This window comes from Psychrobacter sp. TS_SC_6 (genome assembly GCF_056156305.1).
On sequence record NZ_CM149590.1, the window covers coordinates 1,300,694 to 1,325,235 of the forward strand.

General features: G+C 42.7%; 21 protein-coding genes. 14 read left to right on the forward strand and 7 right to left on the reverse strand.

Annotation, left to right across the window (positions count from 1 at the left end; genetic code table 11):
• Positions 1-4: 4 nt before the first annotated feature.
• Positions 5-373: a hypothetical protein gene (locus AC0J5Y_RS05580; protein WP_475131911.1), complete on the reverse strand. Its 369-nt coding sequence runs from the start codon at positions 371-373 to the stop codon at positions 5-7.
• Between the two features lie 350 nt (positions 374-723).
• Between AC0J5Y_RS05580 and AC0J5Y_RS05585 the strand changes: the two genes are divergently transcribed.
• From AC0J5Y_RS05585 to purF, 11 genes are all read left to right on the forward strand, one after another.
• Positions 724-1,383 (forward strand): alpha/beta hydrolase, encoded by a 660-nt coding sequence (locus AC0J5Y_RS05585; RefSeq protein WP_475131912.1) that lies wholly within the window; start codon positions 724-726, stop codon positions 1,381-1,383.
• A 243-nt stretch (positions 1,384-1,626) separates the two neighbouring features.
• A complete protein-coding gene (gene zapE, locus AC0J5Y_RS05590; protein WP_475131913.1) occupies positions 1,627-2,733 on the forward strand; it encodes a cell division protein ZapE in 1,107 nt (368 codons plus the stop codon).
• 182 nt (positions 2,734-2,915) lie between these two features.
• Complete coding sequence (locus tag AC0J5Y_RS05595; protein WP_475131914.1) at positions 2,916-3,575, forward strand: nitroreductase family protein; 660 nt, start codon at positions 2,916-2,918, stop codon at positions 3,573-3,575.
• 198 nt (positions 3,576-3,773) lie between these two features.
• Positions 3,774-5,072 carry an NAD(P)H-dependent glycerol-3-phosphate dehydrogenase gene (locus AC0J5Y_RS05600; protein WP_475131915.1) on the forward strand — a complete coding sequence of 433 codons (1,299 nt, stop codon included), beginning with the start codon at positions 3,774-3,776 and terminating at the stop codon, positions 5,070-5,072.
• 95 nt (positions 5,073-5,167) lie between these two features.
• Complete coding sequence (sixA, locus tag AC0J5Y_RS05605) at positions 5,168-5,626, forward strand: phosphohistidine phosphatase SixA (RefSeq protein WP_475131916.1); 459 nt, start codon at positions 5,168-5,170, stop codon at positions 5,624-5,626.
• A 117-nt stretch (positions 5,627-5,743) separates the two neighbouring features.
• A complete protein-coding gene (gene gspL / locus AC0J5Y_RS05610; RefSeq protein WP_475132098.1) occupies positions 5,744-7,054 on the forward strand; it encodes a type II secretion system protein GspL in 1,311 nt (436 codons plus the stop codon).
• Positions 7,055-7,056: 2 nt separating this feature from the next.
• Positions 7,057-7,617 carry a type II secretion system protein GspM gene (gene gspM / locus AC0J5Y_RS05615; protein WP_475131917.1) on the forward strand — a complete coding sequence of 187 codons (561 nt, stop codon included), beginning with the start codon at positions 7,057-7,059 and terminating at the stop codon, positions 7,615-7,617.
• A 232-nt stretch (positions 7,618-7,849) separates the two neighbouring features.
• A complete protein-coding gene (locus AC0J5Y_RS05620) occupies positions 7,850-8,251 on the forward strand; it encodes a DUF4870 family protein (RefSeq protein WP_475131918.1) in 402 nt (133 codons plus the stop codon).
• Positions 8,252-8,416: 165 nt separating this feature from the next.
• On the forward strand, positions 8,417-9,451 hold the full coding sequence (locus AC0J5Y_RS05625) for a quinone-dependent dihydroorotate dehydrogenase (RefSeq protein WP_475131919.1): 1,035 nt from the start codon (positions 8,417-8,419) through the stop codon (positions 9,449-9,451).
• Positions 9,452-9,549: 98 nt separating this feature from the next.
• Entirely contained in the window at positions 9,550-10,047 is a 498-nt protein-coding gene (locus AC0J5Y_RS05630; protein ID WP_475131920.1) for a CvpA family protein, read from the forward strand.
• Positions 10,048-10,300: 253 nt separating this feature from the next.
• On the forward strand, positions 10,301-11,836 hold the full coding sequence (gene purF, locus AC0J5Y_RS05635; RefSeq protein WP_475131921.1) for an amidophosphoribosyltransferase: 1,536 nt from the start codon (positions 10,301-10,303) through the stop codon (positions 11,834-11,836).
• 110 nt (positions 11,837-11,946) lie between these two features.
• Here purF and AC0J5Y_RS05640 read toward each other — a convergent pair whose 3' ends face one another.
• The 6 genes from AC0J5Y_RS05640 to yajC all read right to left on the reverse strand — a co-directional run bounded on the left by AC0J5Y_RS05640 (position 11,947) and on the right by yajC (position 18,627).
• On the reverse strand, positions 11,947-12,306 hold the full coding sequence (locus tag AC0J5Y_RS05640; RefSeq protein ID WP_475131922.1) for an AzlD domain-containing protein: 360 nt from the start codon (positions 12,304-12,306) through the stop codon (positions 11,947-11,949).
• Positions 12,296-13,027 (reverse strand): AzlC family ABC transporter permease, encoded by a 732-nt coding sequence (locus AC0J5Y_RS05645; protein ID WP_475131923.1) that lies wholly within the window; start codon positions 13,025-13,027, stop codon positions 12,296-12,298. Before AC0J5Y_RS05645 ends, AC0J5Y_RS05640 begins: the two co-directional genes overlap by 11 nt.
• A 210-nt stretch (positions 13,028-13,237) precedes the next feature.
• A complete protein-coding gene (locus AC0J5Y_RS05650; protein ID WP_475131924.1) occupies positions 13,238-14,656 on the reverse strand; it encodes an MATE family efflux transporter in 1,419 nt (472 codons plus the stop codon).
• Between the two features lie 207 nt (positions 14,657-14,863).
• Complete coding sequence (gene secF / locus AC0J5Y_RS05655; RefSeq protein WP_475131925.1) at positions 14,864-16,108, reverse strand: protein translocase subunit SecF; 1,245 nt, start codon at positions 16,106-16,108, stop codon at positions 14,864-14,866.
• Between the two features lie 9 nt (positions 16,109-16,117).
• A complete protein-coding gene (secD, locus tag AC0J5Y_RS05660; protein ID WP_475131926.1) occupies positions 16,118-17,995 on the reverse strand; it encodes a protein translocase subunit SecD in 1,878 nt (625 codons plus the stop codon).
• Positions 17,996-18,300: 305 nt separating this feature from the next.
• Positions 18,301-18,627: a preprotein translocase subunit YajC gene (gene yajC / locus AC0J5Y_RS05665; protein ID WP_475131927.1), complete on the reverse strand. Its 327-nt coding sequence runs from the start codon at positions 18,625-18,627 to the stop codon at positions 18,301-18,303.
• A gap of 631 nt (positions 18,628-19,258) precedes the next feature.
• On the opposite strand from yajC, the gene AC0J5Y_RS05670 reads away from it, so the two are divergent.
• The 3 genes from AC0J5Y_RS05670 (at position 19,259) to AC0J5Y_RS05680 (ending at position 24,541) form a co-directional block, all read left to right on the forward strand.
• Positions 19,259-20,437: a hemolysin family protein gene (locus AC0J5Y_RS05670; protein ID WP_475132100.1), complete on the forward strand. Its 1,179-nt coding sequence runs from the start codon at positions 19,259-19,261 to the stop codon at positions 20,435-20,437.
• Positions 20,438-20,817: 380 nt separating this feature from the next.
• Entirely contained in the window at positions 20,818-21,312 is a 495-nt protein-coding gene (locus AC0J5Y_RS05675; protein WP_475131928.1) for a hypothetical protein, read from the forward strand.
• Positions 21,313-21,487: 175 nt separating this feature from the next.
• Positions 21,488-24,541 carry a lytic transglycosylase gene (locus tag AC0J5Y_RS05680; RefSeq protein WP_475131929.1) on the forward strand — a complete coding sequence of 1,018 codons (3,054 nt, stop codon included), beginning with the start codon at positions 21,488-21,490 and terminating at the stop codon, positions 24,539-24,541.
• Position 24,542 lies beyond the last annotated feature (1 nt).

A 24,542-nucleotide genomic window follows, 5' to 3' on the forward strand; every position in this document is an offset into this window, starting at 1 on the left:
TGACTTACTGACAGCGGAAACTGATCATATACTCATAGTCATCATCACGTGACAGATTTGGTGAGCCTGTACCAAGGATGGTACCAAGCACAGCACTCGCTTGACCAATCATACGCCCTGTACTCTCATTCAAAATACCATTATATTTTACCTGATCCTCAACGATAATCACCTGTTTGCCTCGGCAAGTAGTCTGAGCGCTGTCAAGCGCGTTTTGCTGAGCTTTTATCTTGGTCTTGGCAATACCAGTTGTTTCATAAATAGAGTTGGCACGTTGAATAACCGGCGATGAAGGCGTGGTTTGACAGGCACTCAAAGTGAGGGCAGCTACTAAGGTGGCTGCTAAAGTAGCCGTTTTATTAAAAGTCTTCATAAGGGTTTCCTAATTCCAGTAAAGTAAAATGAAAGCATAAACCTAAAAGTGACACGCAAATACGTTAAAGCTTTTATCAAATGATGAATTTACCCTATTGATATATTGAGTGTCTAGACAGTTATTGTGTTCGATATTGCGCTTGTATTACCTACCGAAATAGACAGCTATAAAGGTGCGCTAAGCTTGCCCAAAACTCATAGGCAATGTTTGTTTGCTATATTTTTTTGACAATTTTCTATGATTAATAGTAAAAATTCGATAGATAGCGGTAATACACAGCAAATCACTTGAAATATAAACCATATCTAGGATAATTGAGCGATTCATTCTTAACTAATAAGTATTATATGCAATTGATTCCCGCTCCTGCTGGCGTGTTAGAAGTTGACGCACTTTGGCAACAAAACAATACTAATAACCCAAATACGGATACCGTTGCGCTGCTTTGCCATCCCAATCCGTTGTTCGATGGCACGATGAATAATAAAGTGGTGACGACCATGTACCGTTTTGCTCGTGATAATGGTATGCACGTGGTACGTTTTAACTTTCGTGGTGTTGGACAATCGACCGGTGTGCATGATTATGCTGATGGGGAAGTAGTTGATGCAATGACCGTGCTACAATGGATTGCTGAGCAAACTTCGGCACGCAAATTATGGCTTGGCGGCTTCTCCTTTGGTGGCTATGTGACGGCGCGTGTGGCTGAGCAAGTACTGGTATTACCTCATATATGGGGACTGGATGATTTTGAGATATCTAAGATTGCTCTCATTGCTCCTTCAGTCGAAAAAAATGACAGCAGTGATATAGACCTACCTGCTGATAAAACCTTTGAGATTTATGGGAGTGCAGATGAAGTCATCGACCCTGATAATATGCAAGAATTTGCTGATCGACTGGGCATTCCTGTAAGCGTTGTTGATGGCGCAGGACACTTTTTCCATGGGCGCTTGTCTGAGCTGAAAAAGCTTTTGGAGCAGCATACGTATAATGGCGACATATAGTATTAGCTAGTGAGCGCTTGGTACTCTTTGAGCTACTTAAAATAGCTTTGTGCTAATCAGTATTGTTAAGAGTTAACGGATTATTTTTACAACCTTAAGCTGTGTTAACCTAAAGAATGGTTGTGATAAGCCATTCTGATAAACCAGTTGCTGCTATCTCAGTGTAAAAATCATAAGTTAGTAGCGATTGTCGGTATTAATACTTTATTCTGATATTTATTTCGTTTAATGATGAGTCGTATTATGAGTTTATCTCCCTTACAGCGTTATGAGCAAGCCATCAGCACGGATGAGTTTACTCGTGATGAGCAGCAGTATTTGGCGATGAGTTACTTGGATGGTCTTTACCATCAGCTCAATGATAACGCGGTACAAAAAAAAAGCTTTTTTAGTTTTTTAAAAGCAAAGCCTATTGCACCTAAAGGTTTGTATATGTGGGGCGGGGTAGGACGTGGTAAAACATGGATGATGGACATGTTTTATGATTCATTGACTATTGAGCGCAAGATGCGTCAACATTTTCATCATTTTATGCAGCGAGTACATCAGGAGCTACATAAGCTGCAAGGCGAGAGCGACCCGTTAGAAAAAGTCGCTGATATCATTTATGCTGAAGCGGTGATTATATGTTTTGATGAGTTTTTTGTCTCTAACGTCTCTGATGCGATGATTTTGGGTGATTTGTTTACCATGCTATTCAATCGCGGTATTACGTTGGTAGCGACATCAAATATTGAGCCATCTGGACTCTATAAAGATGGCTTGCACCGAGATCGCTTTATGCCAGCTATTGCTGAAGTTGAGCGTCATACGACCGTTATGAATATCGATTCGGGTATTGACTATCGCTTGCGTGTCTTGCAACAAGCTGAGCTGTACGAGTCGCCTATGACCAAAGCCAATCATCATTGGCTCGCCAACCGTTTTGCCAGCCTATCTAACAACCAAAAATTCAGTAGCGAGCCGATCATCATTAATGGCCGAGAAATCAAAATTAACGCGCGTACCAGTGACATCTTATTCTGCGACTTCCGTCATTTATGTATGGAGCCGCGTTCGGCATCGGACTTTATCGAAATTGCTAAGCAGTTCAGCACCGTACTTATCAATGCCGTACCAGCGCTCGATGATGATTTACGGGACCCAACACGACGTTTTATTTATTTAGTTGATGAATTTTATGATCGCCGTGTCAAATTATTGGTGCGCGCGCAACAGCCGATTCTTGAATTATATCAAGGACACAAACTGGCGTTCGAGATTGAACGTACCCGTTCGCGCCTGCTTGAGATGCAGTCAGAAGATTATTTGAAAATGGAGCATCGTACTGAGGATTCGGATGCAGTATAGATTTTATTCAATGCTTTAACTGTTGAAAACCAGTTGTTGTCCAATACTGTTGACTACTCTATAACAATATAGCAGCAGCTAGTTTGTTTCTACTTATATCCCATAAAATTATAATAATATTGCCTATAATGCGCAAATATACTTAACAATTAAACACCTATAATAATGAATAAGGATAGACCATGAGTATCTCTGAAAAGAGTCACAACCAGAATAATGATGAGCCAAACAATACCGAAAGTCCGATAGTAACCAACTCACAAGTGACTGATGAACAACTGATCAATTGGATTAAGTCGAGGCGCAGTATCGGTAATCTGAGTATCCCTGCACCGACAGAAAGCCAGATAAAAGCTGCTATTGATTGTGCAGTGACTGCCCCAGATCATAAGAAACTACAGCCGTGGCGCTTTATCATCACACAGGGTAATGCTCGTCATGAGCTAGGTCGTGCATTTTTGGTGGCAGCTGAAGCCAAAGCGGTACAAGAAGGCGAGACATTATCTGAGAAAGATCGGCAAAAAACTTATAATATGCCATTACGGGCACCCGTTATTATTACTGTCGTCACACAAATGCAAGCGCATAAAAAAGTGCCTCCTTTTGAGCAAATGCTTAGTGCGGGGGCAGCGGTTCAAAACCTTATCTTAGCGCTAAAGGCACAGGGTTTTAGTACGGTGTGGCGTACGGGGTTACTCTGTAATGAGCCTGCTGTTAAAGCATATTTTGATGTGAGTGCAGATGATTATGTCACGGCTTTTGTTTATACCGGCAGCAGCCCTTGTGATATGCCAACGCGCAAGCCGATTGATATTGAACCACTGACGCGCTTTGAGCAATAAAAGTCTTTATTGCGTAATATAGTGGGCAACCAAGAGCATAGCTAAGTAATGACTTAATGAGAATGGCTGTTTGGCTGAACTAATAGCCTAAAGAATACTGTTAATTTGTACAAATAATTGTTCATACATTTTGCTGCGCTCACTGTATACTCAGCATAAATCAATTTATCACAAAGTCAGTCAATACGGATAAAGCATATGATAAGCGCTAATGACAAAAGCACAGATACCAACGTAGACAGCACCCAAGCTGAAAAAAAAATGGTTGAAAAACAAAATAAATTGTTGTTTGGTATCATTGAGCGTGCCACCAAATCTAGTTTTAAACGTAAAAAGTTAAATCCAAGCATCGTGGAATCTGCTGTAGCAAAAAAAATGGAGGCGATACATAAAAATCCGACCAAGCTGCGTTTAGTGGTATTAGGCGGCGGTAGCTTTGGCACAGCCATGGCAAATTTAGCAGCACGTAATGGCTGCGATACCACGCTGTGGGTGCGCAACAAGCGTACGGTTAAAGCGATGGCAAAATCGCAAATGAATAAAAAATACCTGCCAGGCTATAAGCTTGATGACCGCCTAAAATACAGTCATGAGCTGCAAGCTGCGGTCAAAGATACAGATATTATCTTTATTGCCGTACCTGGATTGGCGTTTCGCGAAACGCTTAAAAGTATCGCACCTTTTATGAGTGGTCAATCAATCGTTTCGTTGACCAAAGGGATGGAAAAAGATACTTTTTCCCTGATGAGTGACATCATCAAAGACGAGCTACCTGAAGTAAATTTTGGCGTGATGTCGGGTCCAAATCTTGCTATAGAAATCATGAAAAATATGCCATCTGCCACGGTCATCGCTAGTGAATCTGAGCCACTACGTCATGCCGTACAAGCGGCGTTACATAGTGCATTCTTTAGAGTGTTTGCTAGTGACGATATCCGCGGTGTGGAGCTTGGCGGCGCGCTAAAGAATATTTACGCCATTGCTATGGGTATGGCAGCTGCTTACGAGGTCGGTGAAAACACCAAAGCGATGATACTGACGCGCGGTTTAGCAGAAATGAGTCGCTTTGGCGTGCATGCTGGTGCCAATCCGCTGACCTTTTTAGGATTATCGGGTGTCGGGGACTTATATGCCACTTGTAGCTCCGAGTTAAGTCGTAATTATCGTATCGGTAATATGCTTGGTCGTGGTATGACGATTGATGCAGCGGTCAAAAAATTGGGACAAACTGCGGAAGGGGTTAATACCATTCAGCAGGTACACGAAAAAGCCACTAAAGAAGGTATTTATATGCCTATTACTCATGCGTTACATGCCGTCATTTATGAAGACAAAGCGGCGCTTGGTGTTGCTTTGCATTTGATGGAAGCAGGGTTCCGTAGTGATGTTGAATTTGTCATGGAGCATGACCACAGTAATGCTTCGCTGACGGCGCAAATGCAAACTGCAAACAATCAATCAAAAGAGGATAAAAGTACGCAGGGTAATAAGTCGTAAGAGTTGTTAGCGCAATAGTAATAGCGTGTCACTAAAAGAGAGTTACTTATAATTTGCACTGGCGATATAACAACAATAAAAAAGGCTGATAACTTATGAAAATTATTTTGATGCGTCATGGTCAAGCAGAAGACGAGATGCGTCCTGATAGTGCCCGCCAGTTGACGGATTTTGGTCAGCAGCAAGCAAGGCAGACCGCAAAATATATCACTACGCACTATCATCCCGATTATTTTTTGGTTAGTCCTTATGTGAGGGCACAGCAAACACTGGCAGAACTACAAGCGCAACTGCCGACTGTACCATCGAGCATACAAGACAATCTCACGCCATCTGACGATGCGCGCCAAGCATTAAATGAGATTGCTGACATTCAAGCTAAGTGTCTGGTAGTGGTTTGTCATATGTCTATCGTTGCTTATATCGCAGGGTTACTAACCAATGACTATCCTGAGTCTTTTGCTTTGGCAGAAGCACGGGTGTTTGAGATGGATTTTGTGATGGCAGGTATGGCACGCGAGACGGATCGCTTCGTACCGGATCAGCCTTATTAATCTAAGTGATTATCGATGATTTATATGTGTGCTGCTGTTGATGGTCCTAAATCATCTGCATTTTAGCTAAACGATAGCTTTGATACATTATAGCTTTAATAATTGAGGACACATTTGGTGTTACATGTTTGGTTAAGAGCGCAGCACAGTCCATTAGCCGTTTGGCATGAAGACAGTCAACACTGGCAGTTGGTCGAGGGTTGGCAGCAGCTACAGGATATCTATAGTCGCTATAAAGCAAATAGCCAAAAAGCCATTTGTCTTTATTTTCCATCTACTCATATGTTACAAGTCGATACGGAGCTAAACAGCACTCAGCTTAAGCAGTTAGGAGCTAGTGGCAAGCAGTACTTGTTTGAAGAGACGTCTTTAATACCTGTTGAGCAATTGGCTATTCGGCAAATGAGTCATAACAACACGCATCATCTTTATGCGCTGGCACAGACTGATATCGAGTTATGGCAACAGAGCGCAAAGCTTGCTGGCATGAATATCGTCGCTTTGCTGCCTGATTTTCTATTACTGCCCTTACCAGAAGAAGGGGCTGGGCAGCAAATCACCTTATATCAAGATAAAGAAACCATGCTGCTGCGCCAATCCTTATATCAAGGGATGGCCGTCAGCTATTTGCCGTTAATCTTTGAGCGCTTTCCGCACTTAAGCGAGGTCTTAATCGTACCTGCTATCGGTGACATTGGTAATATGGATAACATTATTGCCGATACTCATGACGTTTCTGGTGCTGATGATGGACTTACTAATCTAAATGTAGTCGCACAACCTAATATACCAGCAGGCAGCTTTATGGCGATCACAGCTGACATGATAGCTGAGTATCAACTGTTACTCACTACACTAGTAACGCCGCCAAAACCATTAGATAACCCAGAGCGTCATGCACTGAATTTTTCTGTTAAGTCAACGGATTCGCAGTTGTCGCCTTATCTTCGTGTGGCGCTGATGGTGGCGTTATCGGCACTCGTATTGCAGATGGCGACCGATGCGGTGCAGTGGTATCAATATAGTGAAGCAACAACTGCGACCAAGACTGAGATTGCGACACAATATCAGTCTTGGTTTCCAAATGAGCCACTCAGTACGCGTACCAAACTACAAGTTCAGTTAGAGCCAAAATTGCGTAGCGATAGCCAAGAACCCGCGTCACATATGGCAGTCCTTTCGCGTATATCCCCCTTGATTAAACAATCGTCATTAAAGGCGCAAGCATTGGTTATGCAGCCTTCAGCACTTAGCTTTACCTTAATAGCACCGGATCGCGGCAGTCTGGATCAGTTTACAGCCACACTCGTCGCGCAAGGTCTAATGGCAAAACTAGAGCAAGTGAATGGCAATGAGCAAGGGCAGTTTAGTGGTCAAGTAACGGTCAATATCGTAGACAACAACAGCAGTGTCGGCAATAAAGGGTAATGATGAAAATACTACAGCGCCGTACCAAAAGTAGCACAACGATGCTGCAGACAAGTGCATTGTCAGCGCGAATGACAGGCTATCAAAACTTACTATTTGTACGCTGGCGAGCCTTGTCTTCTCGTGACCAGTTGGCTTTGCTATTACTGTCTGCTTTTTTACTACTGTTTGTTGGCGGTTATGGCGGTTATAGCATTCATCAGGCAGCCAATAATAGTAAAAGCGAGTACCAAGAGCAGGTTGCTGATTATTTTTGGTTGCGTGCTCAAGCAGGTAATATAGATAGTAATGCGTTAGTGGCTGCCAATGCTACTGATGGAGCAGAGGCCTTACCTGCTGCTAGTAGTGTCAATGCGCTGTTGACTAACTCAGGCATTGTAGATGCGCAAGTAATTGCTAATGGTGAAACAGTACAACTGAGCTTTAACAATCCGAGTCAAGCAGTGGTGAGTGCTGCCCTTGGTAAGCTTGAACAACAAGGCTGGCAATTCACTCAGCTGTCTATGCAGCAAGATTTACTCACTAAAGCGATTCAAGTTCAGGCTACCGTGACCTCATCATAAAGGGGCAAGGGGCATCATGGGGATAAATTTTACTCAAAAGTAGCCAATAGCTTTTATGCTCATAAACCCATTTATACAACAGACCTTATTGAAAAAGCACTTCTTAGACACTATAAAGTAGCTATAACAAATGTTTCACTTTAAAATTCATGCCTCATTTATGTGTAGGGTTTTATAATCAGCACAATATGCCATGACAGGTGATCATATAAATAATCCGATGAGTGACAATATGAATAATAAACAAAGCCGATCTTTAGTAACTTATAACCACATTACCTATTTATTATATGTACTCAGTTATTTTACTGCCGGTTTGCTATGGATTGTGCCTATCTTTATGAATTATGCCAAACGTCGTGATGCTGATGGCACATGGCTTGCCACGCACTTTGACTGGCAAATTAAAACATTTTGGTACAGTATTGTGTGGTTTATCGTTGGCATTGGCATCATTATTTTTGCTCTTGGTAGTTTTGGCGTTAGTATGATGGCGGATAGCGGGAATATCGCTGTCGGCTCGGTATTACTAGCAAGTATTGGTTTTATTATTATGGGTGTTGCCTTTATTTGGCATTTATATCGTATCGTGCGAGGCTGGATTGCTCTAGCGGATGGTCGACCTGTCCCTTAATAATTGAGCTATATCTTACTATAGAGAGTAGCTATCTATATTCTCTATAGTAAAATTGGCTGATGAAACTTTGGTCTTATTTCGACTAAGCTGATATAATCGCTGCGCTTGACCACATTGGTTTTCTTTATTCATTTTCACTTTCAAGCAGGGTCTGTCGTTACTATGTCTTATGCCTTACTTCGCCCTTTTTTGTTTAATATGGACCCTGAACACGCGCATGAAATGACCTTATCCTTATTGGATAAAGCTCATAAAGCGCGTGTTTTAGGTTTGGTTTATGGTCAATCTATGCAGCCGACCGATTGCATGGGTTTGCAGTTTTCTAATCCTGTTGGACTAGCAGCCGGACTGGATAAAAACGGCGATTATATTGACGCTTTAGCTGAGCTTGGTTTTGGCTTTATCGAAGTAGGCACGGTGACGCCAAAGCCGCAAGCTGGTAATGACAGACCACGTTTATTTAGGCTCAAACAAGCAGACGCTATTATTAACCGTATGGGTTTTAACAATGAAGGTGTCGACTACCTCATTGAAAATGTGCAGCGCTGTAAATACAAAGGCAATATCGGCATTAATATTGGTAAAAACGCTGCAACGCCAGTTGAAAAAGCGGCTGATGACTATGTTTACTGCTTAGAGCGTGTTTACCCACATGCTTCCTACATCACTGTCAATATCTCTTCACCAAATACTGCCAACTTACGTGACCTACAAAGCGGAGAAGCATTAACCCATCTGTTAGATGCGATCAAAAACCGCCACAGTCAATTGGCAACAGAATACGGTTTTTATGTGCCATTGGTTCTTAAAGTTGCGCCTGATTTAGATCCACTACAGGTAGATTATATCTCTCAGCAACTGCTGGATTTCGAGATTGATGGTTTGATTGCGACCAATACCACATTGAGCCGCGTAGGCGTTGAGGATTTGCCCGATGGCAATCAAACAGGTGGTTTATCAGGTCGTCCGGTCAGCCACATTAGTACGCAGATTTTACAACAATTCTCTGATCAGCTGGATGGTAGAGTGGCATTAATTGGGGTCGGCGGTATCGATAGTGGCGCTAAAGCTGTCAAGAAAATCGAGGCGGGCGCAGATATGGTTCAGCTTTATTCAGGGCTTATTTATAAAGGGCCTGGGCTTGTACAGTCTTGTATACAGTCTATCGGTGGTTATTACGACGCGATGGAAAATTAATTTAAGCTATATGGATTACATTAAAAATATGAAGGTTTGTTATCTATTGCTTAATTCAACACCTGATACAAAAGATATAAAGTAACGAGGCGGTATACATGAGTGGTTTAGACATTGTGATTGCTATTGTCGTGCTAATAGGCTTATGGCGCGGCTTTCAAGTGGGTCTGATTAAGACGGCAGTTGGTTTGGTCGGTTGGTTTATCGCTCTCATTGCAGCAAGTCGATTGGCCGCTTCCGTAGCACCGCAGTTATCGAGTATCATCCAGAACCCTGTCTTACAGATGGCTGCTGCTTTTTTATTGGTGGTGATTGCGATATTGGCTATCATGCACTTGGTTGCCTTTGTCTTTTCAGGTGTTTTAAAAACCTTACGTTTGGGTGTACTTGATAAGATAGCAGGTGGCCTACTAGGTGCTGCTAAAAACGTGTTAATGGTACTGGTTATCCTTAGTATTAGTGCGCCGCTATTGGTACAAATGCCGCAGTGGCAGACATCTATACTGGCACCCGAGCTGTTACCTTATGCGCCTGTCGGCAAAGCGCTCGTCTCAGATATGTTTGGGATGGCTTGGGATCAGGTCAATCAATCATAAGGGTTGAATAAAAAGCTATTCAACCGCATCTAATATTCGTAAAATACCATCCATCAGTTATCACTGCTTAATTATTAGCTTAATCATCAACCGTTTGTGTCATAGATCATTCTCTTCTTAAAAAGATTTTAATCTTAGCAAACATCATCAGCTTGGCGGCATATGATAGGTCACAAACTAAAGCGATTTTATCAGTAGTGATGCCGTTATTGTGTTTTTAATGTGTGGTTCAAATTCAAAATAGGATACAACTATGTGTGGAGTCGTTGGGGTCGCAGCTCATGAGCCGGTCAACCAAATTTTGTATGATGCCTTAACCATGTTGCAGCACCGTGGGCAAGATGCGGCAGGTATTGTGACTTTACAGGATGGACGTTTATATTTACGCAAAGAAAACGGCATGGTACGTGACGTTTTTATGAATCGCCATATGTTAAAGCTGATCGGTAAGTTTGGTATCGGTCATGTGCGTTATCCGACTGCTGGTACGTCAAGCAGCGCTGAAGCACAGCCCTTTTATGTCAACTCGCCTTATGGTATCACCCTTGCACATAATGGCAACTTGACCAATGCTGAGAGCTTGGCAAAGTCGCTTTATCAAGAGGATCGCCGCCATCTAAACACCGACTCAGACTCTGAGGTTTTGCTCAATGTGCTGGCACACGAGATGCAAAATCTAGGCAAAACCCATCCAACGCCTGCTGATATCTTTGAAGCAGCGACAGCGGTTTATGGCCGTGTTGAAGGCGCTTATGGCGTAGTCGCTTTGATTACTGGTCATGGTTTGCTAGCATTTCGCGATCCAAACGGCATTCGTCCGCTTATCTTTGGTAAGCGCATGGCAGCTAATGGCGGCACAGAGTATATGGTGGCATCAGAATCGGTTGCTCTGACCGGTTCAGGCTTTACTATCGTTCGTGATGTTAAGCCAGGCGAAGCTATATTTATTGATTTAGACCATAAATTGCATACGCATCAGTGCGTTGAGCAAAAAGAATATACACCTTGTATCTTTGAATATGTATATTTTGCCCGTCCAGATTCTATTATGGACAATATCTCCGTTTATAAATCACGCCTACGTATGGGTGAAAAATTGGCCGATAAAATCCTTGCTGAATGGGGCGAAGATCATGATATCGATGTGGTCATTCCTATCCCTGATACCTCGCGTACCTCAGCGATGGAGCTAGCGCTAAAGATGAATGTGAAGTACCGTGAAGGGTTTATGAAAAACCGTTATATCGGTCGTACTTTTATCATGCCAGGTCAGCAGCAGCGCAAAAAGTCAGTGCGTCAAAAGCTAAGTGCAGTGCCACTAGAGTTTAAAGGTAAAAACGTACTCTTAGTGGATGATTCAATCGTCCGCGGTACTACCTGCCATGAGATTATCCAAATGGCACGTGATGCAGGCGCGCGCAAGGTATTCTTTGCCAGTGCAGCGCCACCGGTTAAGTATCCCAATGTCTATGGTATTGATATGCCAGTGCGTAGCGAACTTATCGCGTCAGGACATAGCGTTGAAGAAGTGCGTGATATCATCGGCGCTGATCGTTTGATTTTCCAAGATTTGGACGATTTGATTGAAGCGGTCAAAGACACTAAGCATAGTAAAGTTGAAGGTTTTGATTGTGCCGTATTTAATGGCTGCTACATCACTGGTCAAATCAATGAGGCGTATCTTGAGCATCTGCAAGAGCAGCGTAACGACACTGCTAAAAAGGGTAAAAAAGGGGTACAAATAGTCGCTGATACGCCAGTAGATATGATGGGTGTAGAAGAACTTTAAGCATCTTTATGTTTTAAAATGAAGTAAGTAAAAAAGGCTGGATTCTCAATGAATTCAGCCTTTTTGCTATTAAATTTATTGTCAAAATATATAGTTTTAAGCGTGATTATTTAAATCAAAAGAGCATTAAGCAACCATAAAAAGCCATTAATCGCAGTGATACCGACCACCATGCTGACCAGTAATTGACGGCTAATATGATAGACAAACAATACCAATAATAAAGCGCCAATTTGTGCCATCAGTAAATGCATCTCTGCACTATTGATACCGGTATTTTGTGACAAACCTTGATAAGATAAACTGGTTAAAATCAGTAACACCATCACAGATAGTGGCAAGCTTTCATTTAAGCGATGTAGCCAAGGCGTATCCAATAACTTTTTAGGTATCAAAGCGGGCAGAGCACGGGTGATAAAAGTCACGGCAGCCATGGCGAACGTTGCAAATATCAGATAACTACTGGTCATGATTGTCCCCTTGCACACTGGGCTGCACCCAAAAACCACGTGCCAAAATCATAAACATACAAATCGTAATTGCTACCAATAATAACCAGTTACTGGTAAAAAACGAGGCGATGACTAAAGCAATGACAGCAATAATAATAGGGAAATAACGTTTGATGCTTTGAAATTGCTCATAAGCTAAAATCGCAAATAGACACACCAAGGCAAAATCCAAATGCGGTACTAAATCACTGAGCGTGCTACCAATCATTACACCAATCGCACCTGCTAATACCCACCAGCTTTGATTGAATAAGCTTATAGGCAGTATCAATGGTTGTCGCGACTCGTGCGGTAAACTGGTCATCACTGAAAAGGTCTCATCAGTAAGAGCAAATAAGCAATAGGTTTTGGCTATTTTGTTTTTTGGTAAATATTGTAATAATGGCATACCATAAAAGACATGACGCAAGTTAATAGCAGCGATGTTGGTAGCGATACTACCAATCGGTAATCCGGCACTTAACATCGGTAGGCAGGCATATTGCGCCGCGCCTGCATATAAGACGATACTAAGCATAATCGTTGCCCATACCGGTATACCAGCTACTTGCGCCAGCACACCAAAGGCAATGCCCGCTGGCAAATAACCCATGGCGACTGGTAAGCTTTTTTTAAAGCCTTCTGCCCAGTCATAGCTCTGTACCTGAGTCTGATTGATCTCATTTGATTGAGTGTTCACGTCACGTCCTAGTTTTTACTGTTTTCGTTTATTATAGTCAGGGAAAAGCAATATCGATACATAACGTACTGCTGATATCAATTTTTCTTGCTTGCTGTGCCGTTGCTGACAGAGGCTGTAAAAAATTTATACCAGCAGTACCGTAGCACTTTTAAGGTATTTTAACTATATTAAATTTTAAAGGGAGCTTAATAGTGTAATGCTGATTGGTCAACGCTCAAGTTGGAGTTTTGCATAGCCACCTGTTTGATGAGCGCGGTATAAGAACCCAGCGAGTATCAGCATTCTTAGCAACAATAAACACCATACGCTGAGCCAGATACCAGTCATATCCCATTGCTGATAAAGCAACCAACTCAATGGGAAAAATATAACCGCTAATATAAGGGCTGCATTGCGAATAATACTACCTGCTGTTAAACCAAAAAATATCCCATCTAACCAGTAAGCACCAACCCCAACAAGTGGTAACAGGAAAGCATATAAATGGTAGTCGTACGCGAGCGTAAAAACTGCTTCGATATTGGTCATAAACTGTAGATATGTGGGCATGGCAAGCCACCATATCGCACTTAGCAGGATAGCAAGACCGTAGCTCACGATGCCGGTACGCTTCACAATAATGCGAAAGCGTGACCAATCTCGTCGACCTGCTGCTTGTCCGCTCAAGGTCTCAGCGGACACGGCAACGCCGTCAAGGGCAAAGGCTGAGATACTCAATACTTGTAGTAAAATAGCATTGGCAGCGAGTATGACGTCGCCGCTTTGGGCAGAGAGGCGAGTAATCCAAGCGAAGCTTAAGGTTAAAATAAGCGTACGAATAAAAATATCTTTATTTAAAGAAAATAGCCTAAGCATTTTATTTTTACTAAAATGCTGCGGGTCAGCGGTAAATAACGCCTGCCAAGAGATTTTTAAATGTAGACGACTTAACCATAATGCCAATACTACACCCAGCCAAAAGGCAATCGCTGTACCCAAGGCGACACCGACCAAACCCATATCCATCGCAAAGACAAAAAATAGCGTCAGGATGATATTAATCACGGCGATAAAGCCTTGTTGATATAGCATATAACGGGTCTTGCCTTGACCGGCAAACCAGCCAATAAATGCAAAGTTCATCAGCTCAGCTATCACACCCCAAAAGCGCACATCTAAATAAGTCTTTGCTGCAGCGCCACTATCAGGATTGGCGGCGAGCGCTTGTAAACCAATATCAATGAGCCAAGGTTTTGCCAGTAGGAGAATCGCGCCAATCATAAATGCCAACACCAAAGCACGCTGCAAGATGGACAACAGCGGTGATTGCTGACTAGAGTTATTTTTTAAAGTGTCGTTATGAGCAGTGTTTTTATTAGCCAACTGCCCAAGAGCTTGAGCCGAAAGTCCAGATGAGGCATATTGCAAAAAGTTAAAACTGACGAGCAATAGTGACAGCAGTTGTACTGCAAGCCCGATACCAGCAAGTTTTGCCGTATCATTCATATTGCCAATAATCGCCGTATCAATGACGCTTTGTAGTGGCATGGCAAGATTTGCCAGTAATACTGGCAATGCAATAGCGATAATACGCGCATAGCCAGTATCAATAGGCGGCATAGCACTTGGCGGTAGGGTAGATGACATAAGACAATCGCTTAGATAGGCAGATTAAGAATGCTCATAGGTAGTGCTAAGGATAATAACTTATAGCAGCGCTAAACGCTTTGGGTATTGATTTGATTTTGACTATCATACATAGACAAAAGCACCTAGAATCTAGGTGCTTTTGTCATAATAATGCTTAACTACTTACTTAATAGAGAATTTACCAAATGAGCAGGGGTACCAGTATCAATCTTGTTCAAACATCTTTGGATCATTGAAAGTCACGATTTCTTCTTCAAACTCAGGTTTTACTTTGACGATAAAGTCATCACGTGACAGACCCATTGCTAGAGGAATCGAGCTTGCAATATAGGTAGATGAATAAGTACCAGCAAGTAAACCAATAAACAGTGCCGCTGAGAACCAGAATAAGCCATCGCCGCCTAAGAATAGCATCGCTAATACCACTAATAGTACGGTTGAGATAGTCATAATCGTACGGCGTAGGGTCTCTGTCAATGACAAATCAATCGTTTGACGCGGACTAATACCGCGGACACGGCGGAAATTTTCACGGATACGGTCATAGACAACGATGGTATCGTTCAATGAATAACCAATCAATGCCAAGATGGCTGCTAGTACTGTTAAATCAAATGGGAAGCCAAATAAGGCAAAGACACCGATGGTCACGATAGCATCATGAAACAAGGACAATACTGCGCCAAGTGCCAGTTTGAACTGGAAGCGCAGGGCAACATATCCCAGCATACACACTAGTGCGAGCACAATCGACATGACTGAGCTTAGATAGATCTCGTTACCAACTTGGCTACCGATGATATTAACGTTGCTGATTTCAACATTGTTATTAGGTAGCGCTAACGCTTCGCTCAAGCTGGTGTTAAGACCATCGATGTTATCAGATTGGGGTGGCAAGCGTATTAGCAGCTCTTGCGAGGTGCCTAGATACTGCACGACTGCATCATCAAAGCCATTATCTGCTAACGCAGTAACCACATCACCTTGCTCGACAGATTGCTCATAGCGCACATCTGCTGACACGCCACCGGTAAAATCGAGGCCAAGGTTTAAGCCATTGACCGCAATTGCAATGATACTACCAATCACCAAAATAATTGATAAAATGCCCATTGGCTTTTCTAGCTTCATAAAAGGGATGATACGCTGATCACCGACGGCTTTGATACCGCCTTCGGCATAGGCAGCAGCATCGTCAGCGGCATCACCTAATGCTAAGCTAGGATCGATAGCAGCAGAGGCGAGCATCTGGCTATCTTTATCACCGCTTTTGCCACTACGCGGATTTTTATTAGCTGATTTTTTAGCAGTGGCGTTATTGGTTTGGGTATTGCTACCTTTGCCATCACGGCGCGGCTTTTTACGGCGACGCGTAGTTGCTTCATTATTTGAGCCATTCGGTTCAGGATTGTTCTGTTTTTCTAGAGGATTGTTATTATCGATTGCCATAGTTTTCTCCTAACCGATGCTCAGACGTTTGATAGATTTACGCTTACCATAAGCAATTTGTATCAGTGCACGGGTTACCAAAATTGCGGTGAACAGCGAGCTGACAATACCAATCGCTAAAGTAATCGCAAAGCCTTTAATCGGACCTGTACCAATCGCAAATAAGATAAAGGCGACCAGTAAGGTTGTAATATTGGCATCGAAAATACTACTATAGGCGCGATCAAAACCTGCCACGATAGCCGATTTCGGTCTCACTCCATTTGCCAGCTCTTCACGGATACGCTCAAAAATCAGAACGTTAGCATCGACTGCCATACCAATGGTCAATACAATACCAGCAATGCCAGGTAGCGTCAGTGATGAGCCTAAGATTGACATAATAGAGATGATGATAATAACGTTAAATGCTAGGGCGATATTAGCGATCACACCAAATAGACGATAGAAGATAATCATAAATGCAAAGACTAGTAAATAACCAACCTGTGTAGAAAATAACCCTTTATCGATATTTTCCTGACCCAGTGATGGACCAATGGTGCGCTCTTCAACGAAATACATCGGTGCCGCTAATGCGCCTGAACGTAGTAACAGCGCAAGCTCAGCCGCTTCAGCACTACTATCAAGACCGGTAATACGGAATGATGAGCCAAGGACTGCTTGGATATTTGCACGGTTAATGACTTTTGTTTCAGAATATGGCGTCCGAATTTCAGTCGTCTCGCCAGTTACTGGATCTTCTTCATAAGCGATGCGCTGTTTATTTTCAATGAACAATACTGCCATTTGTTTGCCAACCGCTGTACGGGTAGCATTCTGCATCAGCTTACCACCAGCACTGTCTAAAGTGATACTAACCTCAGGTGAACCGCTTTCATCAATACCGGTTTGAGCATTGGTAACTTTATCACCAGTGACAATCGCTTGGCGCTCCAATAATACTGGCGGACCATCGAGGGTTTCAAATGGAAACGCTTCAGTACCGGCAGGTGGAATACCGCCTGTATAATTTTCGGCACCTTCAGCAACCATACGGAATTCAAGATTGGCAGTACGACCAAGGACGCGTTTTGCCTCAGCGGTATCTTGCACACCTGGTAACTCAACGACGATACGGCTAGCGCCTTGCGATTGTACTAAAGCTTCTGTTACCCCAAGCTCGGCAATACGATTGCGTAAGGTAGTTAAGTTTTGATTGACCGCATAGCTGTTGATTTCATCTAAAGTGGCATCGTTATACGATAAAATTAGGGCAGGACCTTGCTTATCGATAGAAGATTGCAGGGCAAAGGTGTTACCCATCGAGCTTTGCAAAACGTTTTGTGCACGGTTACGAGTGTCTGTATCAGAAAAATGCAATACCACGCTACGCTTGTCGTTTTTGATACCTTTAACAGCAATGCGCTCAGCTCTTAGATCTCGTCGAATATCGCGACTGGCACTGGTCAGACGTTGTTCGAGCGCCTTGTCCATATCAACTTCTAAGACGAAACGAACGCCACCACGCAAATCAAGACCAAGTTTCATGGGCTTTGCGCCGATATCACGCAACCACTGCGGCGTTGTCTGCGCTAAGTTCAGTGCAACCACATAGTTCTCACCCAAGTTTTTTCTCAATACTTCCTGAGCTTTGAGCTGATCGACTGAATTGTCAAGACGTACCAACGCACTGTTACCTTTAAACGTACCATCATGGTAGTTCAAGCCAGCTTCTTTTAACAAGTCTTGTGACTGCGTTAAAATGCCATCAGACAGCTGTGTGCCTGCTGCAGCACTGGTAATCTGTACGGCAGGTTCGTCAGGATATAAGTTAGGAGCAGCGTATAGACCGGCAATGATAAGTACGACGGTGATGAGTAGGTATTTCCAAGCGGGATATTGCATAATCACTTCTTTAGGTTGATAAACTACTGGCGACGCAGGCCACAAGTTAGCAGATGGGAAGTTAGCGATAACAATGGTGAGGTGCTTATTTGGCTGCCATAGAAGCCATGATAGTCCACCACTGTGATCATCCGCGATGATAATAAAGCATAAAACGGTAAAGCCAAAAATGACCGTAAATAATGTACGGTCATTTTATAATCATTACAACTGTTAATTGATGCTGATACAGCAATAGTCAGCTATTATCGTGCTGACTAACTCTAACGATCACATATGTCAATTATCAAAGATGTTAATGACGTTTAAACGCTTTCGATAGTACCAGCTGGCAATACTGAAATAACAGAAGCACGTTGTACCTTGATATCTGTATTATTATTTAAGCTTACCACTGCATAATCGCCTTCCAAATGTTTGATACGACCCATCAAACCACCAGCAAATATGATTTCACTGCCGACTGTCAAAGCACTTACCATAGCGCGATGCTCTTTAGTACGTTTTGATTGTGGACGAATCACCAAAAAGTAAAAAATAGCAAAAAAAGCAACTGGTAATAAGATTTGACCGAACAATGATGCCGCACCGGCAGTTTCAGCAGCATGAGCGGTTTGGATAAATAACAACATAGTTTCTCTCGACAGGTTATAGATAACAATTAATTTAGACGCATAGTAGCAAAAAATCCCAGACTTGGTAACTGTTAATCATAAGCTGGGGGTGTTTTTCTTAAGCTAAAGGCATGTTGATAGCGCATTATTTTGCCTATCTTACTTTTTAAACTGTCTACACTATATAGAATCCATTGACTTATAAAACAAGCCCAATAGTAAATAGTTAATATGCCATCAAGCGAAACCCGTATTTCTATCATTCACAAATGTATTGTGATTATTGAAATATATAGCAATTTATTGTGAAATAAGCACATCAATGCTACTATCTAAAGCAAATAGTCGCCAGTTTTTACAGTAAGATTTAAGCCATTGGGCTGAGCGATATGTGCTCATTTATATATCACAGATCCAGACCATATCAGATAATATTTTCTATCTGCTTGCCTCTGCTCATGATATATTGTGACTTCCTTCTACTTCTTTGTTTAGGTTACCTAACTTGTTTACCTCTTTTATGTTTACACCTCGATTATGTCGTCCACGCGCTTGTCAAGAAGCGTCTGCCAAACTTCCCGCGATGACACGCGATTCTGAACGTTTTAGTCCTATTAAATCGGTTTCTGGGCTATCAGCACTGCTAGCAATGCTGATGTTGTCATTGCCTTATTCCGCTTTTGCAGCGGGGGGCGTAGTCACAGAAAGTTTGGTAGCAGAGCCAACTGCCATGAGTGTGCTGTTGTTGATATTTTTTGTGGTCGTTGCTATCGGTATCTCCTTTGTGTGCTCTTTATCAGAGGCCGCATTGTTGAGCATGACACCTTCTTATATCGCAGATGTTCAAGAGAGCAATCCAAAAAAAGCAAATATGCTAAGACGTTTGAAGGTCGATAATATCGATCAGTCATTGGCCGCTATCTTGACCTTGAATACGGTGGCTCATACCTTGGGCTCTATCGGCGCTGGTGCTCAGGCGACGATTGTGTTTGGTAGTGCTTGGTTTGGGCTGTTTTCTGCCGTTATGACCTTGGCCATTTTGTTTTTATCTGAAATCATCCCAAAGACGCTGGGAACAGTATATTGGCGTCAGTTAAGTGGTCTGGTTGCCTACTTTGTACGTGGCATTATTTTACTGCTATATCCACTAATTTGGATCTCAGAAAAACTCACCAAGCTGCTGGTACGGGGTAAAGAACCGCAAGCATTTAGCCGCCGTGAGTTTGCCGCGCTTGCCAGTATCGGTGAAGAATCAGGACAAATTGACCCGCTAGAGTCACGTATTATTCGTAACTTACTGGCATTTGGGGCTATTAAGGTCGAAGATATTATGACCCCGCGTTCGGTGATGCTAGCATTTGAAGAAAATAAAACCGTTGCTGAGCTGTTGGTTGATCGGCCAAAACTCACGTTTTCACGCTTGCCAGTTTATGATGGTGACCTAGACAACATTACTGGTTTTGTATTAAAAACAGACATGTTATTGGCAAAAGTCAATCATGCGATGCATAAGCCATTGAATCAGTTTAAACGAGACATTACCTTTGTCTTTTCCAAAATGAAACTGTTTGATTTATTAGAGCTCATGCTAAAAAACCGTATTCATATTGCAATTACGGTTGGTGAGTACGGCGAAGTCAAAGGCTTAGTCACTCTAGAAGACGTATTTGAGACCTTATTGGGTCTTGAGATTGTCGATGAAATAGATCGTGTCGAAGATATGCAGGCATTGGCTCGGCAAATGATGGACAAACGAGTAGAGCGTTTGGGTATGAAGCTGAGCGATGATGAGCATTATGAAGACTATACGGCTGACAATAACCAGTAAAAACTTAATCCGTTTTTATTGCGTAAACTACTAATAATTTAGCGCATGCTTTTTATGAGATAGCTTATTTATTCAAAAAGTATACTTTATTGAGGTAGTCGCAATAATTACACAGGGTGTCACATGGCTGTGAGAATTAAGTGATAGGCTAAATGTATCCTAATAAGCGGCTGCTAGAAATCTAATATAAAAGCACTTATTAGAAATGCCCATCGATAGAAATGCTGGTTAATTACTGCATTGATTGAAGATAATAGCTCATCAGTAGTTAAAAGCTCAGGGTATAGATCTGTTGGATATAAATAGCCTCTATGATTAAATCGTAGCTATTTCATCGTCGTTCAATAGTAATGATTATAAAGCCACCATTAAGGAATATCATGAAACAACTATGGGGAAAAGGGCTATTGGCTCTAATGATAAAAGGTGCCAGCTTGGCAGCAATCGTTGCTGCTGTCAGCACCATAACTATCACTGCGCAAGCAGCAACCATGACTGAAGCCTTGGTACAAAACTACGCGACTGCTATGAAGTCTGCCGCTAATAATCGAAATATTAATCAGGTGGCGCGTTTGGTTTCTGATGAGGCATTGATTTCATTGTCAAGAAAAGGCAAGTCTACCAGTTTGGACAAAGAGGCTTATTTACAACTGCTGCAAAATAGTTGGGGCAATACCTCAGACTATCGCTATGACATCAATGTTGATAACATTGTAATTTCAGGTGAACAAGCAAAAGCCAATGTAACTACCAATGAAAGCTGGTTAAAAGATGGTCAAAAGGTCTCCTTTGTTACTACTTCAAGAGTGACACTGGCTTTGTCTACTGGTGACGCTATACTTCTGCGTGCTGTATCCCAAGTTACGATTAATTAGTCTTCGTCTAATAGTAAAGTCAGCTAATGAGCAGAACCTTTAGTCATCAATGATAGGGCACATTAATTTTTGTGCATTATATTTTATATTGAGCTGGTCTTTATTCGATATTGCGTACTATACTGTGAATCAACTTTATTTCATCACTTCTCGTTGTTAGGAAACTTCCATTATCATGTCTACTGTGTCATCAAAATATCGCTCATTTATAGCTTTACCATTGACGCTTGCGGTGTCAACTCTTCTTATCAGTGCGTGTAGTAATACATCAGCGGTGAAAAAGACGGGGGCGACTGGCAGCACAGCTGTGGTGACTAAGCGTCCTACCACACAAGTTCAGCCAACGGAAAATGCAGATTATTCAACCGCATTTTTGGATGCTGAAAGCTTAGATGAGCTTGCTGATTTATTAGAAGCCACCGACATGACTATGGTTGAAGGCAATAAGCTTGCTATTCAGCAATATGGTGATTTATGGAATCGCCTGCGCGCAGGCTACCGTATGAACGGTGGACAGCCGGTTTATAATCAGCGTATTGAAGGGCAAAAAGGCTGGTTTACCAGTAGACAGGATTATCTAAATCGTTTAACAGCGCGTGCCAGTCGCTATTTATACCACACTGTACGAGAAGCTGAGCGTCGTAATATCCCGACCGAGCTTGCCTTACTACCTGTGATTGAAAGCTCCTATGATCCAAGTGGTACCAGTAGCGCGGCTGCAGCAGGTTTATGGCAGTTCATTCCAAGTACAGGGCGCATCTATGGTCTTAATCAAAGCAGCACCTACGATGGTCGCCGTGATGTCATCGAGTCAACCCGTGCCGCTTATGACTTTTTGACCGCGTTACACAATCAGTTTGGCTCATGGGAGCTGGCATTGGCCGCTTATAATGCCGGTCCTGGTCGTGTACAAAAAGCGATCGATGCTAATAGAGCTCAAGGCCTACCGACTGACTATTGGTCGCTTAGATTACCAACAGAGACCATGAACTATGTACCGCGCTTTTTGGCAGTTGCCGAAATCGTCGCTAAGCCTGAGCAATATGGTGTTTATCTGCCTGCTATTGCCAACCGTCAGCATTTTCGTAGTGTGCCTGTTAATTATGGCGTCAGCTTAGCCGAAGTATCACAAGTTACAGGTGTTAGCTATGATGAGTTACAAAGATTAAATACAGCGTTAACCTCAGCGCGTATCGACTCATCAGGTCCACAGCGTATTATTATTCCTAATGATATCAGTCTCACGACAGATGCGAAGCTAAGTGCATTAAGAGGTAACGGCAGTAGCAATATCCTTGCGTCTAATAATGCTGTTACGACGACCCCAAGCTACTCTGGGTCAACAACCCCAAGCTATAATAATAAGCCCTATACTGGCAGCACTTCATTGCCATCTACTGGTAAAGGTCTTGCAGATTATGCCGCGAGCGCCAGTGTACCGCAGCAAACCACCAGCTATATTCCGCCATCGTCGTCAACGACCAGCAGCTCAGTTTATAGTAGCAGCGCCTCAGTACGGACAGAGCCGCCTTTAACCTCAGCTGAAACCAAAAAAATCAATGCTGAGCTAATTAGTAGTAACAGCTTACCGACCACATCGGCACAAATTACTCAAAACAATACCATCATTCAAGAGCCGCCACTAAGTAAAGCGGAGCGTGATTTTATTGCCAGTCAAATCCGCATTAATACACCTGAAACCAATGTCGTTAATGCTGACGGTAATATCAATCTATCAGCCGTACAGACACAACAATCTGTCCTAGAGGCGACTGGAAAAGAGAAAAAGCTAAGCTTCCCAAAAACCTCGGTTAGTAAGCCGAAACCACAAGGTACACGTACCACTTATACGGTCAAACGTGGCGATACTTTGGCTAATATTGCCAGTCGCTCTGGTGTGAGCTGGCGCGATATTGCCGAATGGAATCAGATGGATGCTAGTGCCAAGCTACTCTCTGGTAGTACTTTGTATCTATATAATGCCAAAATTATCGAGCCATTGAGTGCTACAAGCAGCACTGTCGCGAGCCAGCCCGAAAGTTATGTGGTACAAGGTGGCGATACGCTTATAGGTACTGCCAATCGCTTTGGTTTATCAGTGACGCAGCTAGCAAGCTATAATAATTTGAGCAGCCGTGCTGACCTATTAAGAGGTCAGAAACTATGGCTTATCCCAGGTAAGGTAACAGCGCCAGTCAGCACACCTGCCGCGCCATCTACTAAAGCGAAGAAGTCATCTACTGCGACCAAAAACTATAAAGTCAAAGCGGGTGATGGCTTGATCGCACTTGCGCGTCAGTTTAATGTAACGACTGAGACATTGGCCAGTCTTAATGACATTGGCACGACAGATTCATTATATGTCGGTCAAACATTAAAAGTACCTGCAAGCGTAGATTTTACTTCTAACAGTGCACCTACGACTACACAGCAGCGCCCTGCTAGTAGCAACACCACAACCAAAACCAACAGTTCAAGCTCAGCGGCAACCAGTAATTATAAAGTCAAATCAGGCGATACTTTGATTGGCATTGCTAATAGCGTTGGGGTGAGCGCAGAAGACATTGCGGCCGTAAACAGTAATTTTGATGCTAAAGCACGTTTGCAACGTGGTCAAACCATTAAGCTTCCTGTATTAAAAGAATTGGTTGATCGTCAGCTAAATGATGAGGCAGTCAGTTACAAGGTAAAATCAGGCGATACGTTGACGGGTGTAGCTCAGCGCTACAATATTGGCTTAAGTGATTTGGCAGCAGCCAATAACCTTAAGACCAACTCTAACTTAATACTTGGTCGTACGATCACCATTCCTGCAAAAGGTAGCGTGAGCGCTTCTGCTAGTAAGAGTGCTAGCTCGGTGAGCACAGAGACGACCAGTAAGGCGGAGAGCACACCAATTGCCAGTAATAATAGTGGTAAAAAGCTTGGCAATACAGAAAACTATAAGGTGCAATCTGGCGATGGACTCATTGCCTTAGCGCGTCGCTTTGGTGTTTCAGTTGAAGATTTGGCTGCTACCAATGATTTATCTACCAAAGCTCAGTTACAACGTGGTCAAACCATTAAAGTACCAAAAGTAACAGTCAGCTATACGGTTGGCGCAGGAGACAGCTTGATTGGTCTGGCACGTAAATACGATGTTTCAACCAAAGAGCTTGCAGATATGAATAACATTGCAGTCGATACGATGCTGCAACGCGGTCAACGCTTAACAGTGCCTAATCGTTAAT

What these genes read in the sequence shown, in the direction of transcription:
- AC0J5Y_RS05580 (WP_475131911.1), bottom strand. Translation starts at nt 373, where the DNA reads ATGAAGACTTTTAATAAAACGGCTACTTTAGCAGCCACCTTAGTAGCT.
- AC0J5Y_RS05585 (WP_475131912.1), top strand. Translation starts at nt 724, where the DNA reads ATGCAATTGATTCCCGCTCCTGCTGGCGTGTTAGAAGTTGACGCACTT.
- zapE (WP_475131913.1), top strand. Translation starts at nt 1,627, where the DNA reads ATGAGTTTATCTCCCTTACAGCGTTATGAGCAAGCCATCAGCACGGAT.
- AC0J5Y_RS05595 (WP_475131914.1), top strand. Translation starts at nt 2,916, where the DNA reads ATGAGTATCTCTGAAAAGAGTCACAACCAGAATAATGATGAGCCAAAC.
- AC0J5Y_RS05600 (WP_475131915.1), top strand. Translation starts at nt 3,774, where the DNA reads ATGATAAGCGCTAATGACAAAAGCACAGATACCAACGTAGACAGCACC.
- sixA (WP_475131916.1), top strand. Translation starts at nt 5,168, where the DNA reads ATGAAAATTATTTTGATGCGTCATGGTCAAGCAGAAGACGAGATGCGT.
- gspM (WP_475131917.1), top strand. Translation starts at nt 7,057, where the DNA reads ATGAAAATACTACAGCGCCGTACCAAAAGTAGCACAACGATGCTGCAG.
- AC0J5Y_RS05620 (WP_475131918.1), top strand. Translation starts at nt 7,850, where the DNA reads ATGAATAATAAACAAAGCCGATCTTTAGTAACTTATAACCACATTACC.
- AC0J5Y_RS05625 (WP_475131919.1), top strand. Translation starts at nt 8,417, where the DNA reads ATGTCTTATGCCTTACTTCGCCCTTTTTTGTTTAATATGGACCCTGAA.
- AC0J5Y_RS05630 (WP_475131920.1), top strand. Translation starts at nt 9,550, where the DNA reads ATGAGTGGTTTAGACATTGTGATTGCTATTGTCGTGCTAATAGGCTTA.
- purF (WP_475131921.1), top strand. Translation starts at nt 10,301, where the DNA reads ATGTGTGGAGTCGTTGGGGTCGCAGCTCATGAGCCGGTCAACCAAATT.
- AC0J5Y_RS05640 (WP_475131922.1), bottom strand. Translation starts at nt 12,306, where the DNA reads ATGACCAGTAGTTATCTGATATTTGCAACGTTCGCCATGGCTGCCGTG.
- AC0J5Y_RS05650 (WP_475131924.1), bottom strand. Translation starts at nt 14,656, where the DNA reads ATGTCATCTACCCTACCGCCAAGTGCTATGCCGCCTATTGATACTGGC.
- secF (WP_475131925.1), bottom strand. Translation starts at nt 16,108, where the DNA reads ATGGCAATCGATAATAACAATCCTCTAGAAAAACAGAACAATCCTGAA.
- secD (WP_475131926.1), bottom strand. Translation starts at nt 17,995, where the DNA reads ATGCAATATCCCGCTTGGAAATACCTACTCATCACCGTCGTACTTATC.
- yajC (WP_475131927.1), bottom strand. Translation starts at nt 18,627, where the DNA reads ATGTTGTTATTTATCCAAACCGCTCATGCTGCTGAAACTGCCGGTGCG.
- AC0J5Y_RS05670 (WP_475132100.1), top strand. Translation starts at nt 19,259, where the DNA reads ATGCTGATGTTGTCATTGCCTTATTCCGCTTTTGCAGCGGGGGGCGTA.
- AC0J5Y_RS05675 (WP_475131928.1), top strand. Translation starts at nt 20,818, where the DNA reads ATGAAACAACTATGGGGAAAAGGGCTATTGGCTCTAATGATAAAAGGT.
- AC0J5Y_RS05680 (WP_475131929.1), top strand. Translation starts at nt 21,488, where the DNA reads ATGTCTACTGTGTCATCAAAATATCGCTCATTTATAGCTTTACCATTG.